Genomic DNA, 17061 nt, shown 5'->3' with positions numbered 1-17061 from the left:
CCGCTGGCGCCAGTTTCACTGGCGCCAGCGCGCTTCAATACGCGCGTACTCCCCGGACTTGCGCACCTTCTCCAGCCCTTCGTCAAACTGGGCGATGGTGCGTTCGATGCCGGGAAAGTCACGGGCAAACGAGATGTAGAGCTGCGGCTCCACCAGCACCCCGCGTTGCTTGAAGCCTTGCGCCAGCTCAGGGTGGATGCTGGCGATCTGGGTGGCCACACGGTCAAACACCAGCGCATAGTCCACCCGGCCGGCCACCAGCTTACGCAACGAGGTCAGGTCCGACGAAGACACATCGCGCAGCATGTATGGGTCGCTGTCAAAGGCTTCACCGTAGTCATAGCCATTGGTCACCCCCACACGCGTGCCACGCAGGGCCTGCAGGTCCACCTTGCTGTCGGGTTGGTTGCTGCGGCCATAGATGGCAATGCGGGCCTTGAACAGGGGCTGCTTGTGCCAACGGTATTTGGCTTCGGTGCGGGCATCCCGCAGGGTGTCAAAACAACCAGCCAGCCGGTTGTTGTCCACCTCTTTCATGCAGCGCGCATAGGGCAAGGGCACCAGCTCCACCTCCACACCCGCAGCGGCCCAGGCGGCACGCGCCAGATCCACCGCAAACCCCGCGGGCTTGCCATCGGCCACGTAGGCATAGGGCCGCCAATCGTCTTCCGCACCAATGCGCAGCGTCTGTGCCGCACACACACCCGCCAGGGCCCACACACCGCACAGCAGCATCAGGCCACGCAGGCTCATTGGGTGATCAGCCCCCGTACCACAGCCAGTTGGCGACGCGAGACCGACAGCAACTCATCCACCCCCTGCAGCCGCACGGCCCAGCCGTCCCCCTCTTCAGGGTCAAAATGTTTCTCCAGCGCGCGCACGGCACGGCGCGCCACGATGGCGTTGCGGTGCACGCGCACGTAGTGTTCACGGTATTTTTCTTCCAGGTCGTTGAGCGAACCATCCAGGATGTAATGGCGCGCCGCAGTGCGCACCGTGATGTACTTGAGCTCGGCCTTGAAGTAGATGACCTGGTGCAGTGGCACGCGCTCGGTACGGTGGCGCTCCTGGATCACCAGCACCTCATCCGATACGAAGTTGGCCACGGGCCCTGACTGGATCTGCGCAAAGCGCTCTGCTTTTTGTAGCGCTGCCTGCAGGCGCTCGATGCGCACCGGCTTGGTCAGGTAGTCCACCGCCTCCAGCTCGAAGGCCTGAAGCGCATGTTCGGCATGCGCGGTGACAAACACCACGGCTGGTGAGTGCGGCAGCGCCCGCAAGGACTCGGCCAGGGCCAGGCCATCGGCACCGGGCATGTGAATGTCCAGAAATACCAGCTCCACTGGCTGGCGGCGCAGCAGCTCCAGCGCCTGGCTGGCGTTCGCAGCCTCGGCCACCACGTCGGCCGCGGGACTCTTGCAATCACCCAGCAGCGTGCGCAGGCGGGACCGGGCCAACGGCTCGTCATCGACCACCATGACCTGCAAACGCCGAGGAGCAGCAAGGGGCATGTTCATGCGGGAAACTCCATTCGCACTTGGTAAACACCATCCCGCAGGCCGCTGCGGAACTGGCCCTGCACATCATGCAACAGCGAGAGGCGGTCTTGCACATTGCGCAGCGCCAGGCCATGGCCTTCGGCACCCTGGCCAGCGGGCACGGTGTTGGTCACTTTCACCACCACCACCGAACCGCGACGTTGGGTGGAGATACGCACCGCGGCACCCACAGAGCTGGGTTCCACACCATGGCGCACTGCGTTTTCCACCAGCGGCTGCAGCAAAAGGGGCGGCAGCTTGGCATGGTCCGCCTCGGGGTCCAGCGACCATTGCACGTCCAGCCTGTCGCCAAAGCGCACCTTCTCAATCGCCATGTAGCGCTGGGCCAGCGCAATCTCTTCCGCCAGCGTGACCTCGGTGCCCTGGTCCATCAGCGCATGGCGGAACAGGTCGCTCAGGTCCTCCAGCAGCGTCTCGGCTTTGGCGGGCTCGGCACGCACCAGCGCGATGGCACTGTTGAGCGTGTTGAACAAAAAGTGCGGCCGGATGCGCGACTGCAGTTCGGCCAGGCGTGCGGCGGTGTCGGCCGGGGTGCGGCCCTTGGCGCGCATGACCAGTGCCGCCACCAATAGCGAGGACAAAAATGCACCGCTGAACATGCTGGCCACCCAGGGCGACCGCTCCAGCAGCCCCGCCACCGCCAGCAGGCTGCAACCGTAGGCACCCGCCACCGCGCCCAAGGCCACGGCCACCGAATACTGCACCCCCGCGGGCATGCGGGCCAGCCAGCGCTTGACGATGCAGGCCGTCAGCAGCCAGGCCAGCGTGGCTGGCAATGCTGCACCGGTCACGAGCGCCAGGCGCATCACCCAGTCCCACAAGGAACTGGCGGCGTACATGGACGCCACACCCACCGCCACCTCCACAAACAGCACCGCCCGCAACACCACACCCATCTGGCAGGCGTCGAACACCAACGCCGGCGCCTTGGGCGCCGCTGGCGGCTCGGGGGCCAGCTCCTGGAACGTCGATAATATTTGGGTGTCGTTCATGTCCACCGGATTTTGACTCCATTCTGAGAACCGCTTCCCATGTCCCAAAACCAATTCGATAAAAAGTCCCAAGCGTGGTCTGCGCTGTTTTCCGAGCCCATGAGCGATCTGGTCAAACGCTACACCTCCAGCGTGTTCTTTGACAAGCGCCTTTGGCAGGCCGACATTACCGGCAGTCTGGCGCATGCCGAAATGCTGGCCGCGCAAGGCATCATTTCCGCCGAAGACCACGCGTCTATCCAAAAAGGCATGGCGCAGATCTGGGGCGAGATCGAGTCCGGCGCCTTTGAATGGAAGCTGGACCTGGAAGACGTGCACCTGAACATCGAAGCACGACTGACCCAGTTGGTAGGCGACGCGGGCAAGCGCCTGCACACCGGCCGCAGCCGCAACGATCAGGTCGCCACCGACGTGCGCCTGTGGCTGCGCAGCGAGATTGACCTGATTGGCGAGCTGCTGGTGGACCTGCAAAAGTCGCTGGTGGAGGTGGCCGAGGCCAACACCGACGTCATCCTGCCCGGCTTTACCCACTTGCAAGTGGCCCAGCCCGTGAGCTTTGGCCACCACATGCTGGCCTATGTGGAAATGTTCAGCCGCGACGCAGAGCGCTTTGCGGAAGTGCGCCGCCGTACCAACCGCCTGCCGCTGGGCTCTGCTGCATTGGCCGGCACCAGCTACCCGCTGGACCGCGAGCGCGTGGCCAAGACCCTGGCCATGGACGGCGTGTGCCAAAACAGCCTGGACGCTGTGAGCGACCGCGACTTCGCGATCGAGTTCACCAGCGCCGCCAGCCTGACCATGGTGCACATCAGCCGCATGAGCGAAGAGCTGATCATCTGGATGAGCCAGAACTTCGGCTTCATCAAGATCGCCGACCGCTTCACCACGGGCTCGTCGATCATGCCGCAGAAGAAAAACCCCGACGTGCCCGAACTGGCGCGCGGCAAGACCGGCCGCGTGGTCGGCCACCTGATGGGCCTGATCACCCTGATGAAGGGCCAGCCCCTGGCCTACAACAAGGACAACCAGGAAGACAAGGAACCGCTGTTCGACACGGTGGATACGCTGAAGGACACGCTGCGCATCTTCTCCGAGATGATTGGCGGCCAGGTGAATGCGGCCACCGGCCAGAAGGAAGGCGGCATCAGCGTGAACGCTGAAGCCATGGAGCGTGCCGCGCTCAAGGGCTACGCCACCGCCACGGACCTGGCCGACTACCTGGTGAAGAAGGGCTTGCCCTTCCGCGATGCGCACGAAACCGTGGCCCACGCCGTCAAGGCGGCCCAGTCCCACGCCTGTGATTTGTCCGAGCTGCCCCTGGCCGTGCTGCAAGGCTTCCATGCCAGCATTGAGAAAGACGTTTACGAGTGCCTGAGCCTGCGCGGCTCGCTCAACGCGCGCAACATTCTGGGCGGCACGGCGCCGGCGCAGGTGAAAGCGCAGGTGGCGCGGCACCGCGCGCGTTTGGGTTGAACCGCGAAACCCAGAGTTTGTAGTGAAATGGGGGTCTAGCCCCCGTGGAATATGCGCTAGTAGCTACTGAATTCGTAGCATCTTCATCTCCCTTAACCCGCCAGCGCACGCTCCAGGTCATGCGCCAAATGGTCCACCGCTTCTTCCGTGGTGGCCCAGGAGCACATGAAGCGGGCGCCACCGCCGATGAAAGTGTAGAAGGTCCAGCCCAGGGATTTGAGGCGGGCGATGGCCGGTTCGGGCAGGTTCACAAACACGCCGTTCACCTCGGTGGGCAGCAGCAGTTCGGCGCCCGCAATGCCGGCAATCTTTTCCGACAGGCGGTGTGCCATGGCGTTGGCATGCGTTGCGTGGCGCAGCCAGGTGTTGTCGGTCAGCATGGCCAGCCAAGGGGCCGACAGGTAGCGCATCTTGGAGGCCAACTGCCCGGCCTGCTTGCAGCGGTAGGAAAACTCCTCGCCCAGCTGGCGGTCAAAAAATACAATCGCTTCGCCGATCGGCAGGCCCATCTTGGTGCCGCCAAAGCACAGCACATCCACCCCGGCGCGCCAGGTGATGTCCGCCGGAGCAACCTTCATGGCAGCCACGGCGTTGGCAAAGCGCGCGCCGTCCATGTGCACCTTCAGGCCGTGCTCCTGCGCGATGCGACTGATGCCACTGATCTCGCCCTTCTGGTAGATGGACCCCATTTCAGTGGACTGGGTCAGCGTGACCACCTTGGGGCGCGGGTAGTGCACATCGGTGCGGCGGGTGATGACTTCGAGCACGCCGGCCGAGGTGAGCTTGCCATGGCGGTGCGGGGCCGATAGCAGCTTGGAGCCGTTGGAGAAGAACTCGGGCGCACCGCACTCGTCCGTTTCCACATGGGCCGTGTCGCTGCAGATCACCGCCTGGTAAGACTGGCACAGCGAGGCCAGCGCGATGGAGTTGGCGGCCGTGCCGTTGAAGACGAAGAAGACTTCGGCGTCCGCTTCGAACACCTCGCGGATGCGGTCGCAGGCCAGGCGCGTGGCATCGTCATTGCCGTACGACGCGGCAAATCCCGTATTCGCCGCCATGAACGCCTGCATGGCCTCGGGGCAGATGCCGGAGGTGTTGTCGCTGGCAAATTGCAGGTAGTGGCCAGTGGACAGGGATGTGTTTGCGGTGGTCATGGTGGCGTGGGCGGTGTAAGATTGGATGAGCGGATATTTCCGGTATATCGAACAAAAATCCATTTTACCGACCAAAACCACCATGGCGCAAGTCCCCACCCCCAATCCCCTTCACGACGGCCCGCCCGCCGTCGGCTCCAAGCTGCAGGAAATCCGTAAGGCGCAGAAGCTCTCGCTGGACGAGCTATCCAAACGCGCGGGGGTGTCCAAGTCCATGCTGTCCGAGGTGGAGCGCAACCAGGCCAACCCTACGGTGGGCGTGCTGTGGCGTCTGGCCAGCGCGCTGGGCCTGAGCCTGACCGACCTGCTGGCCGGTGGCAGCGCCGACAAGGTAGCTCCCACCGTGGAACTGGTGCCGGCACACAGCATTCCGGTCACCACCAGCCCGGATGGCAAGTGCACGTTGCGCATCCTGGGGCCCATCGCCCTAGCTGGCAAGGTGGAGTGGTACGAGCTGACGCTGGAAGCCGGTGGGGTACTGGCGTCAGAACCGCACGAAGCGGGCGCCAAGGAACATTTGTCAGTGCTCAGCGGCACGCTCACCGTGCAGGCGGCCGACAGCAGCAAGGTACTCAAGGCCGGCGACAGCGCACGCTACGCGGTGGACGTGCAACACGCCATTCGCAACACCGGCAAGGGCCAGGCCAAGGCGCTGCTGGTGGTCGAATACCTCAGCTAAACAAGCCCCGAGCCCCGTTAAATAAGCCTGAGAAGCTACTAAAACGATAGCGAATTGGCCAGCACATTGCTGATCGACTCGGCCAGTTCCCGGGGCTCAAACTTGGCCACATAGGCATCGGCGCCCACGCTGGCGGCGTGGCCTTCGCTGGCGGTGCCAGTCAGTGACGAATACACGATGACAGGGATGCCGGAGAAGCGGACGTCGTTCTTGATGTTGCGCGTGAGCGTGAAGCCATCCATCTCGGGCATTTCCAGATCGGTCAGCACCAGGGCAACCTTGTCCCGGACCTTCTTGCCCTGCGCCGTCGCTTCGGCCTGCAGGCTGGCCAGCCGCTCCCAGGCTTCCTTGCCATTCTTCACGGCCACAAACTGCACGCCCATGGTCTTGAGGCTCTCCTCCACCAGCATGCGGGCCACGGCCGAATCGTCGGCAAACAGCACCACCGAGCCCGGTGGGAGCTGGACCTTGGCGATGCCGGATGTCTTGTTCTCCTGGCTGTGGGTGGCCGGGAGCACATCACGCAGAATTTGCTCCACGTCCAGCACCTGGGCCAGGCGCGAATCCTTGGCATCGCCATCAATGCGGGCCACACCTGACAACAAAAGGGACGAGCTGGAGTCGGCCGCCAGCAGGTGCTTCCAATCCAGCTGCACGATCTCCACCACCTCATCCACCAGAAAGGCCTGGGTGTTGCGGGCGAACTCGGTCACCAGCACGATGCCCGAGTCGGTCTGCGGCTCGCAGCCCGCCAGGCGCGGCAAATCGATCACGGGGATAAGCTGGCCCCGTACATTGGCAAGCCCCATGGCGAACTTGGGCGCATTGACGATGGCCGTGATGTGGGGGGCCACCACAATCTCGCGCACCTTGAACACATTGATGCCAAACAGCTCGCGCCGTGTGGAGCCCTTTTCCTGGCCCAGACGAAACAGCAGCAGCTGCAGCCGGTTGTCTGCGCTACTGTGCGCATGCTGGGTGGGTTTCATTGCTGTGTTCATGTGCATTCCCGCGATGTTTTGCACCACACGATAGCAGGATGGCGCGTCACCTCCAACTGTAGCGCGCTCAGCAGGCCTGGGCCATCCACTCTGCAGGGGGCGTCCAGGTGGCGCACCAGTCCGGAATTTGTTCGCCGCGCATGGGGCGGGCAATCTCATAACCCTGCCCCAGGTGGCAGCCCAGTGCAATCAGTCGCTGGCCATGGGCGACGCTCTCCACGCCCTCGGCAATCACCTCGCGGTGAAAGGCTACCGCCAGGCCAATGACCCCGTTCACGATGGACAGGTCGCTCTGGTCCTCCAGCATGTCGCGCACAAAGCTGCGGTCGATCTTCAGCACATCCACCGGCAGGTGCCGCAGGTAGGTGAGCGAGGAGTAGCCCGTGCCGAAGTCATCGATCGCAAAGCGCACGCCGACGCGGTGGCATTCCTGCATGATGGTGGCGGTGGAGCCAATGTCGTCCAGCGCGCTGGTCTCCAGCACCTCCAGCTCCAGGTGGCCGGCATCCACATCTGGGTAGTTGGCCAAAATGGCCGCCAACTGCTGCGGGAACTCCTGGTGCTGCAGCTGCCGCGCGGCGACGTTGACACTCACCGAAAGCTGCAGGCCCTGGGCCTTCCACAACACCATCTGCTGCAGGGCAGCCTCGATTACCCAGGCCCCCAGGGTCTCGATCAGGGGATGCTTCTCAATGGACGGCAAAAAGGCATCGGGCGGCAGCAGGCCTTTTTCCGGGTGTTGCCAGCGAATCAGGGCCTCCATGCCAATGATGGCGCCGGTGCGCATGTTTACCTTGGGTTGGTAGTGCAGCACGAACTCCCCGTTGCTCAAACCCTGCGAGATCAGCTCCTGCTGCAAGCTGCGGCTCTTGACCTCGGCATCCTGCGCAGAGTCGAACATGTGGAAGCGGTTTTTGCCGCTCTGCTTGGCCTCGTACATGGCCTGGTCCGCGTGGCGCATGAGCTGGTCGGCCTCGGCGTTGTCCTGCGGGTACATGGTCACGCCAATGCTGGCGGTCACCCGCAGGTCCCGCCCGTCAATGCGCACCGGCTCAGCGCAGGCGTGCAACACACGGGTCACCATCTGGATGCAGTCCTGGATGTTCTCCACATTGGTCAGCACCGCCACAAACTCGTCGCCGCCCATGCGCGCCAGCGTGTCTACGTCGCGCAGCGCCGCCTGCATGCGCCGAGACACGGCCACCAGCAGGGCATCCCCGGCCTCATGGCCAAACTGGTCATTCACCGTCTTGAAACCATCCAGGTCCAGGTACAGCACGGCCAGGCTCTGGTGGTGGCGCTGGCACACCGTCATGGCCTGGTGCAGGCGGTCGGACAGCAGCAGGCGGTTGGGCAAATCCGTCAGCGCATCAAAGTGGGCGCCGTGTTCCAGCTCCTCCTGCTGCAGCTTGAGCACGGTCACATCGGAGAACAGCGCCACATAGTTGCGCACCTTGCCGGAGCTGCCCCTGACCTTGCTGACGGTGAGCCAAGCCGAATAAGCCTCGCCGTCCTTGCGACGGCTCCAGAGCTCACCCTTCCACTCGCCATGGCGCGCCAAGGCACGGCGCAGGGCCTTGAACACCTCGGGCCCCTGCCGGCTGGAGCGGAACATGCCGGGGTCGTTGCCCACCACCTCCTCACGGCGGTAGCCGGTGATGCGCGTGAACGCGTCGTTCACCTCCACGATCAGCCCCTCCCGGTCGGTGATCATGATGCCCTCGCCCGTGTTGTTGAACACGCTCGCCGTGAGGCGCAGCTGGCGTGTGGCGACTTTCTGGGCTGTGATGTCGCGTGCGATTTTGGAGGCCCCGATCAGGTGGCCAAAGCTGTTGCGGATGGGCGAGATGGTGACCGAGACGTTGATCTCGCGCCCGTCCTTGCAGACCCGCACCGTCTCAAAATGCTCCACCCCTTCGCCGCGCCGGATTTTTTCGAGAATGACCGCCTCTTCACCCAAGCGGTCGCGCGGCAACAGCTTCAAAATGGGCTGCCCAATCATTTCGGCCGCCGCGTAGCCAAACATGCGCTGCGCACCCGGGTTCCAGCTGGTGACGATGCCGTCCAGCGACTTGCCAACCACCGCCTCGTCGGTGGACAGGATGATGGCCTCAGAGCGGCGCGACGACGTCAAGGCCCGCATCAGCACCGAGCTCATGACCATGCTGAACACGGACAGCAGCCCGGCCACTGCGCCAAAGATGGCGGTGTGCAGGCGCCAGGGCTCCAACAGGTCGTCCTTGCTGGCACTGACATACACCACCAGCGGGTACTCGTCCACACGTGAGAAGGTCACCAGCCGCGGCCGGCTGTCAAACAGGCTGACCTGTGACTCGTAGGCGCCCTTGGCCATTACGCCCATGAAACTGCCCCAAGCCTGCCCCTTGGCAATGGACTGGCCGATGGTCTTTTCATTCATGGGGCTGCGAAACAGCACCGTGCCATCGGTGCGCACAATACCAATGGTGCCCGCAGGCTTGATGCGCTCGGCTTCAAACGCGCTGTCAATGCGCTCCAGCTGGATGCTGATCAGCATCACCGCAATATTGCCGCCGCTGCGGTCCACCGGCGCCGAGATGGGAATCACCCACTTCTTGCTGATCCGGCCCAGGATGGGCTGGCCAACGTACAGCCCCCGCGTTTTGGGGTCGCGCTGGGCAAGAAAGTAGTCGCGGTCCGCCACATTGACGTCGTTGCCCTGCCCCAGGTCGGGCACAAACCGCAAATCGCCGGTTTGCGTGACCAGGCGAATGTCCAGCAGGCCATTCGAGGTCTCGCGCAGTTTGTCGACCTGGGCCACAAAGTCAGGACTGCGGGAGGGGTCCTGGTCCGGGTGCTCTGCCATCCATTGCTTGCTGACAATGAGCAAAGCTTCGGCCTGCTTGAAGAGACTGTGGGTTTGCGCCTGGACAGCCGCTGTCAGCTGCTCCAGCACGCGCGTGTTCGAGGTGATGGTGTGGGAATATTCCCACCACGACCAGAAGCCGACAAAACCCCAGATACACACCAGCAGCGCGCCCATGAGCCCAATCACTTCACGGTGGTTGTAGGCGTTAAAACGCTGGGTCAGTCGCTGCCACATCGGTTTCACACGGCTTTCCCCACGGGGGTTGAGAGGCCTATTGGTCCGTTTGGCAGGTTGCCCTGCCGTCGCCCCCATTCTGTGGGGGCGACGGCAGGCATGCCTATCCCCCAAACGGGTGAATTTGCACCCGTGTGTCGTCTGCGGGACCCTGGACAGCAGGGTCCGGCCTCTTTACATGGCGCGGTAGAAGATGTAGTCCGCCGTATAGGGGACCAGCTGTTTGGCGCCTTCGTTGGGCTGTGCGCAGGCGGCTTTGGGCGCCATGCCGCCCAGGGTGGCTACACGCTGGATGTACGTCACGCCCTGCATGGCACCCATGCCCATGGCAGGGTTGGCTTTCACCAGTTGCAGCGGAATGTTGGCTTCGCCGTTGGGCGCCACGGCCACTTGCGTGGCGGTAACCTTGGAGCCGTCGGTGCTCTCCCAGGTGGCGGGCGGGCCGTAGTAGCGGCCTACAACCTTGCCGCTGCGGTCTTTCAGGCCCGCGTCGGGGCCTACAAACGCCCATTCAAACTGGCCGGCCATGTCTTTCTTGGCGCGGCATTGGTAGAGGATGTCGCCCGCGGCGGCGGTCTCCATAGCCACGGCATGGCCCGCGGGCACTTTCACGGCGGTGGGCAGGCTGTCTTGGCTGAAAGGGGTGCGCATGGGCGGGTTGGCACAGGCCGCCAGGCCGGCAATGAACACCAACGAGAGAGAAACGGAAGTACGTGTGTTCATGGTTTTACTTGGGGGCGGGTGCGGACACGGAGGCCAAGTAGGCCACCACGTCGTCGCGGTCTTGGGGGATGTCCAGGCGGTAGTTCATGTCCTGCCCGGGCACCACGGTTTCGGGGTTGGTGAGCCAGGCCTTGAGCATCGGCACATCCCACACATGGGTGGCCGCGGCCATGGCCTCGGAATAAAAGTAACCCTTGGCCTTGCCCGCCGTGCGGCCCACCACGCCGCGCAGGGCGGGCCCCACGCGGTTGGCGTCCAGGCTGTGGCAGGCCACGCAGCGGCTCTCGAACAGCGCCTGCCCGCGCGCCACGGACTGGGCCTGGGCCCCGGCACACAGGCCCAGCAGCCCCAACAGCAGCACGCAGGGCAGACGCATACCGATCACGCGCCGAAAGACAAAGCGCCGGCAGGCAGCGGACGGCCCAAGGCGTTTTGCAGCAGCGTGTAGTGCATGGTCTCGTCCGCGGCCAGGCGGCCCGCCACCTTGGCCAGGTCCTTGTTACCAAAGGCGGGAATCACACCCAGGTAGGCGTTGATGGCGCCCAGCTCCAGGCGCGCGGCCAGGTCCAGCACATCGCCCTGGTTGCGCAGGGTGTCGGCCTTCAGGGCTTTGGCGTAGTCGTCCAGCTTCTTTTCCATCACCGGTGTGCCGCCCAGCTTCTGGATGGTGGCAATGAGTGCATCACGGTGGGCCTTGTGGTCGGCCTGGAAACGCACGGCCACGTCCAGCGCCGGCTTTTGCAGCAAGCCGCTACCCGCGCCCAACTGGTAGGCGTTGATGGCTTCATGCTCCAGGCCCAGGGCCACGTTGAGGATGTTCACGTCCTTGGACGTATCGCCGGCCATGCCTTGGGCCATGGCGTCCTGGCCGGCCAGCAGGGCCACGGCCACGGCAGACAGGGTGCCCGTGCGGCCCATGAAGGCGCGGCGGGAAGGAACGGAAGCACCAGCGGTGAGGGTTTGAATCAGGGAAGTCATGGTCAGATCCTTTGAAAAGGTGAGAGACGAAACAGGCGGGACGAAAAATGCCGACCCACGCTCTCAATACGCACCCAGCCCCGACACTGGATTCAGATTGCCCCACTGCCGCGCTCGGACATTGACGGGGTGAATCCAGTGGGCCCGCTGCCGCGTACTCCTTACAAGCCCCCAGGGGTCTTCCACCAGGTGATTGAGCATGTTTTTACCCTCTAGCCCCCATCAAACCAGCACAGGCCGCTCTACTTTTCATAGCAAGCTGCGTGCGTTCATGCGCAAGCCACGCCCGCCCGCCGCGCCGCCGCCCATGCCAGACAATGGCAGCATGACCCTCGACAACCACGACACCCGGCTCATTGCGCTGCTGGACCGCATTGCCCAGAGAGACGAGGCGGCGCTGAAGGCCCTGTACGACCTGTGCGCCAGCAAACTCTATGGCCTGGCCTTGCGTGTGGTGCCGCAGCGCGAGCTGGCCGAAGACGTGTTGCAGGAGGCGTTTTTGACCGTATGGCGCTCTGCGGCCGACTACCGCGCATCGCTGAGCCCGCCCATGGCCTGGCTGGGCCTGATCGTGCGCAGCCGTGGCCTGGACATGCTGCGCCGCCGCGCCGCCGAGCGCAGCCACCTAACCGACGAGCTGGACGACACGCTGGCCGACACCCTGCCACTGGACGGCCCCACCCCCCTGGACACGGCCCAAGCCAGCGAACAGGCCTGGGCCCTGCACCAGTGCCTGGGCCGACTGGACAACAAGCAGCGCGAGGTGGTCAGCCTGGCCTATGTGCGCGACCTGAGCCACAGCGAACTGGCCCAGCAACTGAGCCTGCCACTGGGCACGGTCAAAACCTGGATCCGCCGCGGGCTGGACCAGCTGCGCCTGTGCATGGCGCGCTTTGCGTAAGGAGCCCCACCATGAATCTCATCCACCACCCCGAACTGCTGGACCGCCTGGCCAGCAGCTATGCCCTGGGCACCCTGCGTGGTGGCGCACGCCGCCGCTTTGAAACACTGGCCCGCGAACAGGCCCCCGTGCGCGCCGCCGCCCTCATCTGGCAGAGCCGCATGTCCAGCCTCAACGAGCTGCAACCGCAGGCCCAACCCAGCCCCGCCGTGTGGACGCGCATTGACAACCTGGTACAGGGCGAGAAACAGAGCGCAGCGCAGCAAGCCGTGCACGCGCAAGCCACAGCGGCCGCAGCAGAGCCCGCAGGACTGGGCGGCTGGCTGCGCAGCCTGACCGTGTGGCGCACCGCTACGGCAGCTGGTGCGTTTGCCACCATCGCCGCCGTTTCGCTGGGCATCGGCATGCGCCAGGAACTGGGTGGCGAGATTGCGCGCCTGCAAACGCAGCTGCAAAGCACACCGCAGATTGAATACGTGGCCGTACTGGCCGACGACAAGGCCGCCGCGTCCATGCTGGTCACCTTTGACCCCAAAGCCAAAAAACTCACCCTGCAACGCGTGGGTGCTTACCAGGAGGCGGGTGACCGGTCCTTGCAACTCTGGGCCCTGCCCCCAGCCGGTGGCCCCAAATCACTGGGCGTGCTGGGCAGCGACAAGCTGCTGCGCCTGACCGCTGGCGAGAGCGATGTGCGCGAAGTGCCCACACTCGCCATCAGCCTGGAGCCCAAAGGCGGCGTGCCCAGCGAGACCGGGCCGACGGGGCCCGTGCTGTTCAAGGGTGCGTTGATTCAGAAAATGCTGTAAGGCATCCACAGAGCACTAGCCCCGTCAAACATGCGCAACTCGCTACCAAATAGATAGCATTCGATCTGTAACTCAGTACGCAACCATTGTCTCCCGCATGTCCACATTGGAAACACCGCACCACCAACAGCTGGTCGAGATCGTTCGCCAGTCGCCCTGGCTAATGGCTGCACTGGCCACCGTGAGGCAGTTGGGCTTGCCCCACTGGTGCATCGGCGCCGGCGCGATTCGTAACCTTGTATGGGATACCCTGCACGGCAAACCGTCGCCGTCGCAGCTGCCCGATGTGGACGTGGCCTATTTCGACGCCTCAGACATCTCTGCGCAACGCGATATGGGACTGCAAGCCCGGCTGCATGCGCTGGCCCCCCATGTTCCATGGGAAGTGACCAACCAGGCGGGTGTGCACCTGTGGTTCGAGGCCCAGTTCGGGCACCCCGTCGAGCCCTTGTTGTCCCTGGAAGAGGGCATCGCCTCTTGGCCGGAATTTGCCACCGCCGTAGGTGTTTCCCTGGACCACGACAACACCCTCAAGGTCATCGCGCCACATGGCTTGGAAGATCTTTTCGCCATGGTGGTTCGCCGCAATCCCGCCCGCGCGAGCATGGAAACCTACCGCCAGCGCGTCGCGCAGAAGCGCTTCACGGAGCGCTGGCCAAACGTCAAAGTGATGCCCGCCAGCTAGCCCGCCAGCGAAGAGAGGGCGATGTATCAGTGACTGGCCAGCACCTGCTCCAGCTGGGCAAATGTCTGTGCGCGGTCATGCCGCGGCAGCGTCTGGCCCAGTTGGCGCTCCACCTGCGCCTGGGAGATAAGGCCGCGGATGCACGTGCTGCCGTCTTCAGCGGAGGTGTCCACCACCAAAAGATGCGGTTGCCCATGCTGCACGAGGGTCTCCACCACCTCGGCCACCGTGGCACGGCGCAAGGCCGCCAAAGGCACGGTATCGATGTCGGTGAGCGGTGTCATCAGATCACCGACAGTCAACTCGTGGTGCTTGATCTTTCGCTGTTGCACCAAGAGCGTGGGACGTTCGCCCGCGATGTCTACATAGGTCAGCACGCCATCGACCGCCGGCATATCGGACACCACAAAAAGCAGACGCACCCCCAGGTAAATCATCTTCAACTCCGCCTGGTCCAGGGTGGTATGCGCCTGCACAGTGGCAGCCCGCACCTGCGACAAATCGGTGAACACCGACATGGCCGGAGACGCCAGCGTCACGGGTCCGTGCGTATTCAACTGGAATTGCACAATGGGTGTTGCCTTGTGGAGGCGGGAGGTGGCCAGCGATGCAGAGGACATGAACATCTTTCATAAATTCACCCTGAGCGTCCGGGGAGCCTTTGGCTAGGCGGGTGCTAGTCGCTGGTGGGCAGTTCTGGAGCGACTGTTACTTTTATACGCCTGCTGGCCCACTTGATCCAGATCATTTACGCAGGTTTTCCTCGGGTTTACCGCGGCTTTGCACAAACAGTCCCGGGCCAAGATGCTCAACCGCGTCGCCGCGGCACCACATCCAGCTGAAAGCTCACCTTGGCCGGCGGGTGACTCACAGACAAGACCAGTGGCGCCTTCTCCACCAGCTGCGCTGCGTGCCACACCCTCAGGGTCGCAGCGCCTTCCGGCACATCCTCCAGCACGGCCACGCCTTCGGCGTTGGTCTTCACCGTCCAGGGGGAATCGGCCACGTACACCACGCCGCTCATGCGGCTGTGGATGAAGCAGCCCAGCAAGGCCGCGCCGGTGGCGCCGGGTTTGTCCATGGTGAACACCGCGGAGCTGGCGGGTTTACCCTCGGCCTTGCCCTCCAGCAGTGCGGACTGCCCGTCCGAGTTGCCCACGGGCGCACCCGCCGTGCCCAGGCGCACGTGGTGGTTCCAGGGGTCGGTGTTGGTGAAGCGCACGCGGGCACCCACCGCCACCACGGTGACGGCAGGCACAAACTGTTGCTTCTCCTGGTTAACCACGGCGCTATTGGGCAGCGGTGTTTTGGGCTGGCCCTTGCCGCTGGGGGTGACGATCACCACGGCATCGGGCGTGGGCTTGCCGTCGCGGTCCAGCACCAGCACCTCCAAGGTGCCAGCCGTAGCGGCACCGCTGGCAACCATGGCCCAGGCCGCGCAGGCGGCGGTCATGCAAAACGTCAAACGCATGGTGCTGGTCTCACTTGGCGGTGATCACATCGCGGTGCATTGGGGCCAGACGCGCCAGCAGCTGGTTTTGCGTGGCAAAGGGAATGCCGCGCGCGTCCATGGCACCCTGCAGCACTTCCACCAGCGCGTTGAACTGGGCCTTGTTGATTTCCATGCCCGCGTGGGCAGATTTCATGTCGGCGCCCTGGTATTGGCAGGGGCCGCCGCTCACCACGCAAAACTGGTCCACCAGCTGCTCCTGCAGATACGACGATTTGGTGTCCTTGAACTGCCCGCCAATCCGTGGGTCGGATTTCAGGCCGGCTACAAAAATTTCCATCAGGGCTTGCAATCCGGGCTTGGCGCCCAGGGCTTGGTAGAGCGTGTCGTTGGGCGCGGAGGCCGCACTTTGCGCCATGGCGGGAGCGGTGGACAGGCCAAGAGTGGCCAGGGCGAGTGCGATGAGGAGGTGTTTCATGTCAATTCCTTGCGGTGCTTCAGATCAGAACGCCACTTGGGCCGAGAGGTAATAGCCGGACTGGCTGCGGTTGGCGGTGACGCCGGGCAACACGCGCCCCAGGTCCACATAGGCCAGGGTGATGGAGGTGTGTTTGTTGGGTGCCCAGGCCACAAAGAGGTCTTTCCAGGCGTCCTCCTGCAAGCCCTCGCCCAGGCCGTTTGCCATGCCTATGGCGCGCAGGTTGTTGGGCTTGGCGCGGTACTCAGCGCCCACGGCCAGGTCTTTGCGCAGCAGGTAGGCCACCGACACCTCGGGCACCCAGCTGCCTTCGTTGGTGCCCGGCACCTTGCTGCCAAAGCCGACCAGGCCGTTCTGGTTGGCGTTGGTGTAGCGCAACGTGCCGTTTAGCAGCAGGCTTTGGCCCAGAAACAGCTTGGTGGCGGTGACATAGAAGTCCGTTCCACTGGTTTTGGCGCCGAGAAAGTCCACCACTGGGGTGATGGAGCCCGCATCCACCGACTTTTGCTCGACACCTACGGCGATCTGGGGCATCCAGGTGTCGCTGTCCAGCACAGCGTCGCCGGCCACTTTCACCTTCACCCCCAGCACGTCCATCTTCACGTGCTGGCCGTTTTGCACGGCAAAGCCCAGGCCGTTCAGCGCCGTAGCGGGGGATGCGTCAAAGTCCTGCCGCGCCAGCGAGATTTCCAGCCGGTCGTTGAAGGCAAAGGCTACGCCCATGGTGTTAAGGCTGTAATCCTGCGTGGTCGCGCGGCTCAGGTGGGCGGATACGCCTACTTCACCCTCGGTGGCGTTGGTGCCGATGACGGCCCAGGGCGTCAGGCCTCCGCCGGCAGCGCCGTCCAGGGAGCTGACGCCCCCGGTAAGCAGGAGTTTGCCGGTATCGGCGTGTGCCAAGCCGCTGCACAGGCCTGCGGCACTGAGCAGCAGTGCGGTACGAAGGTGGTTCATGGGGCGTCCAATCGATCAAAGTTAGGTGACGGGGGCGTGCAAGCGTGTTCGTTGCGGCTTGTTACAGGTACGCAGCCCAGTCGCGACTGGATTCAATTGGTTTCAATTTTTTTCGGCTACCCTTCCAGCTGCTTTTCGGGAGCTCG

The 17061-nt window shown here is 64.0% G+C and carries 18 protein-coding genes; 5 read left to right on the top strand and 13 right to left on the bottom strand.

The window, feature by feature from the left end; genetic code table 11:
• Nucleotides 1–15 precede the first annotated feature (15 nt).
• From AC07OE_RS02055 to AC07OE_RS02045, 3 genes are read right to left on the bottom strand one after another with little or no spacing between them, the layout of a single operon-like run.
• Nucleotides 16–753 (bottom strand): substrate-binding periplasmic protein, encoded by a 738-nt coding sequence (locus AC07OE_RS02055; RefSeq protein WP_495068895.1) that lies wholly within the window; start codon nt 751–753, stop codon nt 16–18.
• Nucleotides 750–1517, bottom strand: a complete 768-nt coding sequence (locus AC07OE_RS02050; RefSeq protein ID WP_495068894.1) for a LytR/AlgR family response regulator transcription factor — start codon at nt 1515–1517, stop codon at nt 750–752. Before AC07OE_RS02050 ends, AC07OE_RS02055 begins: the two co-directional genes overlap by 4 nt.
• Complete coding sequence (locus AC07OE_RS02045) at nt 1514–2551, bottom strand: sensor histidine kinase (RefSeq protein WP_495068893.1); 1038 nt, start codon at nt 2549–2551, stop codon at nt 1514–1516. Before AC07OE_RS02045 ends, AC07OE_RS02050 begins: the two co-directional genes overlap by 4 nt.
• Nucleotides 2552–2590: 39 nt before the next feature.
• On the opposite strand from AC07OE_RS02045, the gene argH reads away from it, so the two are divergent.
• The gene (argH, locus tag AC07OE_RS02040; RefSeq protein WP_495068892.1) at nt 2591–4024 is read left to right on the top strand and encodes an argininosuccinate lyase; all 1434 of its coding nucleotides are present in this window, start codon (nt 2591–2593) and stop codon (nt 4022–4024) included.
• 92 nt (nt 4025–4116) lie between these two features.
• On the opposite strand, the gene AC07OE_RS02035 is transcribed toward argH, so the two are convergent.
• Nucleotides 4117–5178: a threonine aldolase family protein gene (locus AC07OE_RS02035; RefSeq protein ID WP_495068891.1), complete on the bottom strand. Its 1062-nt coding sequence runs from the start codon at nt 5176–5178 to the stop codon at nt 4117–4119.
• Nucleotides 5179–5260: 82 nt separating this feature from the next.
• On the opposite strand from AC07OE_RS02035, the gene AC07OE_RS02030 reads away from it, so the two are divergent.
• Nucleotides 5261–5857, top strand: coding sequence for a helix-turn-helix domain-containing protein (locus AC07OE_RS02030; RefSeq protein ID WP_495068890.1), 597 nt, complete (start codon nt 5261–5263; stop codon nt 5855–5857).
• Nucleotides 5858–5895: 38 nt separating this feature from the next.
• Here the strand turns inward: AC07OE_RS02030 and AC07OE_RS02025 are convergent, their stop codons facing one another.
• The 5 genes from AC07OE_RS02025 to AC07OE_RS02005 all read right to left on the bottom strand — a co-directional run bounded on the left by AC07OE_RS02025 (nt 5896) and on the right by AC07OE_RS02005 (nt 11641).
• Nucleotides 5896–6858 carry a chemotaxis protein gene (locus AC07OE_RS02025; protein WP_495068889.1) on the bottom strand — a complete coding sequence of 321 codons (963 nt, stop codon included), beginning with the start codon at nt 6856–6858 and terminating at the stop codon, nt 5896–5898.
• A 67-nt stretch (nt 6859–6925) separates the two neighbouring features.
• Nucleotides 6926–9940: a bifunctional diguanylate cyclase/phosphodiesterase gene (locus AC07OE_RS02020; protein WP_495069131.1), complete on the bottom strand. Its 3015-nt coding sequence runs from the start codon at nt 9938–9940 to the stop codon at nt 6926–6928.
• A 174-nt stretch (nt 9941–10114) separates the two neighbouring features.
• A complete protein-coding gene (locus AC07OE_RS02015; RefSeq protein ID WP_495068888.1) occupies nt 10115–10663 on the bottom strand; it encodes a DUF3455 domain-containing protein in 549 nt (182 codons plus the stop codon).
• A gap of 4 nt (nt 10664–10667) precedes the next feature.
• On the bottom strand, nt 10668–11039 hold the full coding sequence (locus tag AC07OE_RS02010; RefSeq protein ID WP_495068887.1) for a c-type cytochrome: 372 nt from the start codon (nt 11037–11039) through the stop codon (nt 10668–10670).
• Nucleotides 11040–11044: 5 nt separating this feature from the next.
• Nucleotides 11045–11641, bottom strand: coding sequence for a ferritin-like domain-containing protein (locus AC07OE_RS02005; protein WP_495068886.1), 597 nt, complete (start codon nt 11639–11641; stop codon nt 11045–11047).
• A 307-nt stretch (nt 11642–11948) separates the two neighbouring features.
• Between AC07OE_RS02005 and AC07OE_RS02000 the strand changes: the two genes are divergently transcribed.
• The 3 genes from AC07OE_RS02000 to AC07OE_RS01990 all read left to right on the top strand — a co-directional run bounded on the left by AC07OE_RS02000 (nt 11949) and on the right by AC07OE_RS01990 (nt 14033).
• Complete coding sequence (locus tag AC07OE_RS02000; RefSeq protein WP_495069130.1) at nt 11949–12542, top strand: RNA polymerase sigma factor; 594 nt, start codon at nt 11949–11951, stop codon at nt 12540–12542.
• Nucleotides 12543–12553: 11 nt separating this feature from the next.
• The gene (locus AC07OE_RS01995) at nt 12554–13348 is read left to right on the top strand and encodes an anti-sigma factor (protein WP_495068885.1); all 795 of its coding nucleotides are present in this window, start codon (nt 12554–12556) and stop codon (nt 13346–13348) included.
• Between the two features lie 97 nt (nt 13349–13445).
• Nucleotides 13446–14033, top strand: a complete 588-nt coding sequence (locus AC07OE_RS01990; protein ID WP_495068884.1) for a nucleotidyltransferase family protein — start codon at nt 13446–13448, stop codon at nt 14031–14033.
• Nucleotides 14034–14059: 26 nt separating this feature from the next.
• Here AC07OE_RS01990 and AC07OE_RS01985 read toward each other — a convergent pair whose 3' ends face one another.
• The 4 genes from AC07OE_RS01985 to AC07OE_RS01970 all read right to left on the bottom strand — a co-directional run bounded on the left by AC07OE_RS01985 (nt 14060) and on the right by AC07OE_RS01970 (nt 16915).
• A complete protein-coding gene (locus AC07OE_RS01985; RefSeq protein WP_495068883.1) occupies nt 14060–14653 on the bottom strand; it encodes a CBS domain-containing protein in 594 nt (197 codons plus the stop codon).
• A gap of 188 nt (nt 14654–14841) precedes the next feature.
• A complete protein-coding gene (locus AC07OE_RS01980) occupies nt 14842–15504 on the bottom strand; it encodes a cupredoxin domain-containing protein (RefSeq protein ID WP_495068882.1) in 663 nt (220 codons plus the stop codon).
• 10 nt (nt 15505–15514) lie between these two features.
• Nucleotides 15515–15961, bottom strand: a complete 447-nt coding sequence (locus tag AC07OE_RS01975) for a group I truncated hemoglobin (RefSeq protein ID WP_495068881.1) — start codon at nt 15959–15961, stop codon at nt 15515–15517.
• Between the two features lie 24 nt (nt 15962–15985).
• The gene (locus AC07OE_RS01970) at nt 15986–16915 is read right to left on the bottom strand and encodes a DUF3034 family protein (RefSeq protein ID WP_495068880.1); all 930 of its coding nucleotides are present in this window, start codon (nt 16913–16915) and stop codon (nt 15986–15988) included.
• Nucleotides 16916–17061: the final 146 nt, after the last annotated feature.

The organism is Rhodoferax sp. GW821-FHT09E07 (assembly GCF_059416145.1).
Note: the sequence above shows the minus strand (reverse complement) of the source record. Positions and strands in the feature narration are given on the sequence as shown.

Excerpts from the sequence above, each read along its gene's own strand:
- AC07OE_RS02055 (WP_495068895.1), bottom strand. The coding sequence starts at position 753 with ATGAGCCTGCGTGGCCTGATGCTGCTGTGCGGTGTGTGGGCCCTGGCG.
- AC07OE_RS02050 (WP_495068894.1), bottom strand. The coding sequence starts at position 1,517 with ATGAACATGCCCCTTGCTGCTCCTCGGCGTTTGCAGGTCATGGTGGTC.
- AC07OE_RS02045 (WP_495068893.1), bottom strand. The coding sequence starts at position 2,551 with ATGAACGACACCCAAATATTATCGACGTTCCAGGAGCTGGCCCCCGAG.
- argH (WP_495068892.1), top strand. The coding sequence starts at position 2,591 with ATGTCCCAAAACCAATTCGATAAAAAGTCCCAAGCGTGGTCTGCGCTG.
- AC07OE_RS02035 (WP_495068891.1), bottom strand. The coding sequence starts at position 5,178 with ATGACCACCGCAAACACATCCCTGTCCACTGGCCACTACCTGCAATTT.
- AC07OE_RS02030 (WP_495068890.1), top strand. The coding sequence starts at position 5,261 with ATGGCGCAAGTCCCCACCCCCAATCCCCTTCACGACGGCCCGCCCGCC.
- AC07OE_RS02025 (WP_495068889.1), bottom strand. The coding sequence starts at position 6,858 with ATGAACACAGCAATGAAACCCACCCAGCATGCGCACAGTAGCGCAGAC.
- AC07OE_RS02020 (WP_495069131.1), bottom strand. The coding sequence starts at position 9,940 with ATGTGGCAGCGACTGACCCAGCGTTTTAACGCCTACAACCACCGTGAA.
- AC07OE_RS02015 (WP_495068888.1), bottom strand. The coding sequence starts at position 10,663 with ATGAACACACGTACTTCCGTTTCTCTCTCGTTGGTGTTCATTGCCGGC.
- AC07OE_RS02010 (WP_495068887.1), bottom strand. The coding sequence starts at position 11,039 with ATGCGTCTGCCCTGCGTGCTGCTGTTGGGGCTGCTGGGCCTGTGTGCC.
- AC07OE_RS02005 (WP_495068886.1), bottom strand. The coding sequence starts at position 11,641 with ATGACTTCCCTGATTCAAACCCTCACCGCTGGTGCTTCCGTTCCTTCC.
- AC07OE_RS02000 (WP_495069130.1), top strand. The coding sequence starts at position 11,949 with ATGCCAGACAATGGCAGCATGACCCTCGACAACCACGACACCCGGCTC.
- AC07OE_RS01995 (WP_495068885.1), top strand. The coding sequence starts at position 12,554 with ATGAATCTCATCCACCACCCCGAACTGCTGGACCGCCTGGCCAGCAGC.
- AC07OE_RS01990 (WP_495068884.1), top strand. The coding sequence starts at position 13,446 with ATGTCCACATTGGAAACACCGCACCACCAACAGCTGGTCGAGATCGTT.
- AC07OE_RS01985 (WP_495068883.1), bottom strand. The coding sequence starts at position 14,653 with ATGTCCTCTGCATCGCTGGCCACCTCCCGCCTCCACAAGGCAACACCC.
- AC07OE_RS01980 (WP_495068882.1), bottom strand. The coding sequence starts at position 15,504 with ATGCGTTTGACGTTTTGCATGACCGCCGCCTGCGCGGCCTGGGCCATG.
- AC07OE_RS01975 (WP_495068881.1), bottom strand. The coding sequence starts at position 15,961 with ATGAAACACCTCCTCATCGCACTCGCCCTGGCCACTCTTGGCCTGTCC.
- AC07OE_RS01970 (WP_495068880.1), bottom strand. The coding sequence starts at position 16,915 with ATGAACCACCTTCGTACCGCACTGCTGCTCAGTGCCGCAGGCCTGTGC.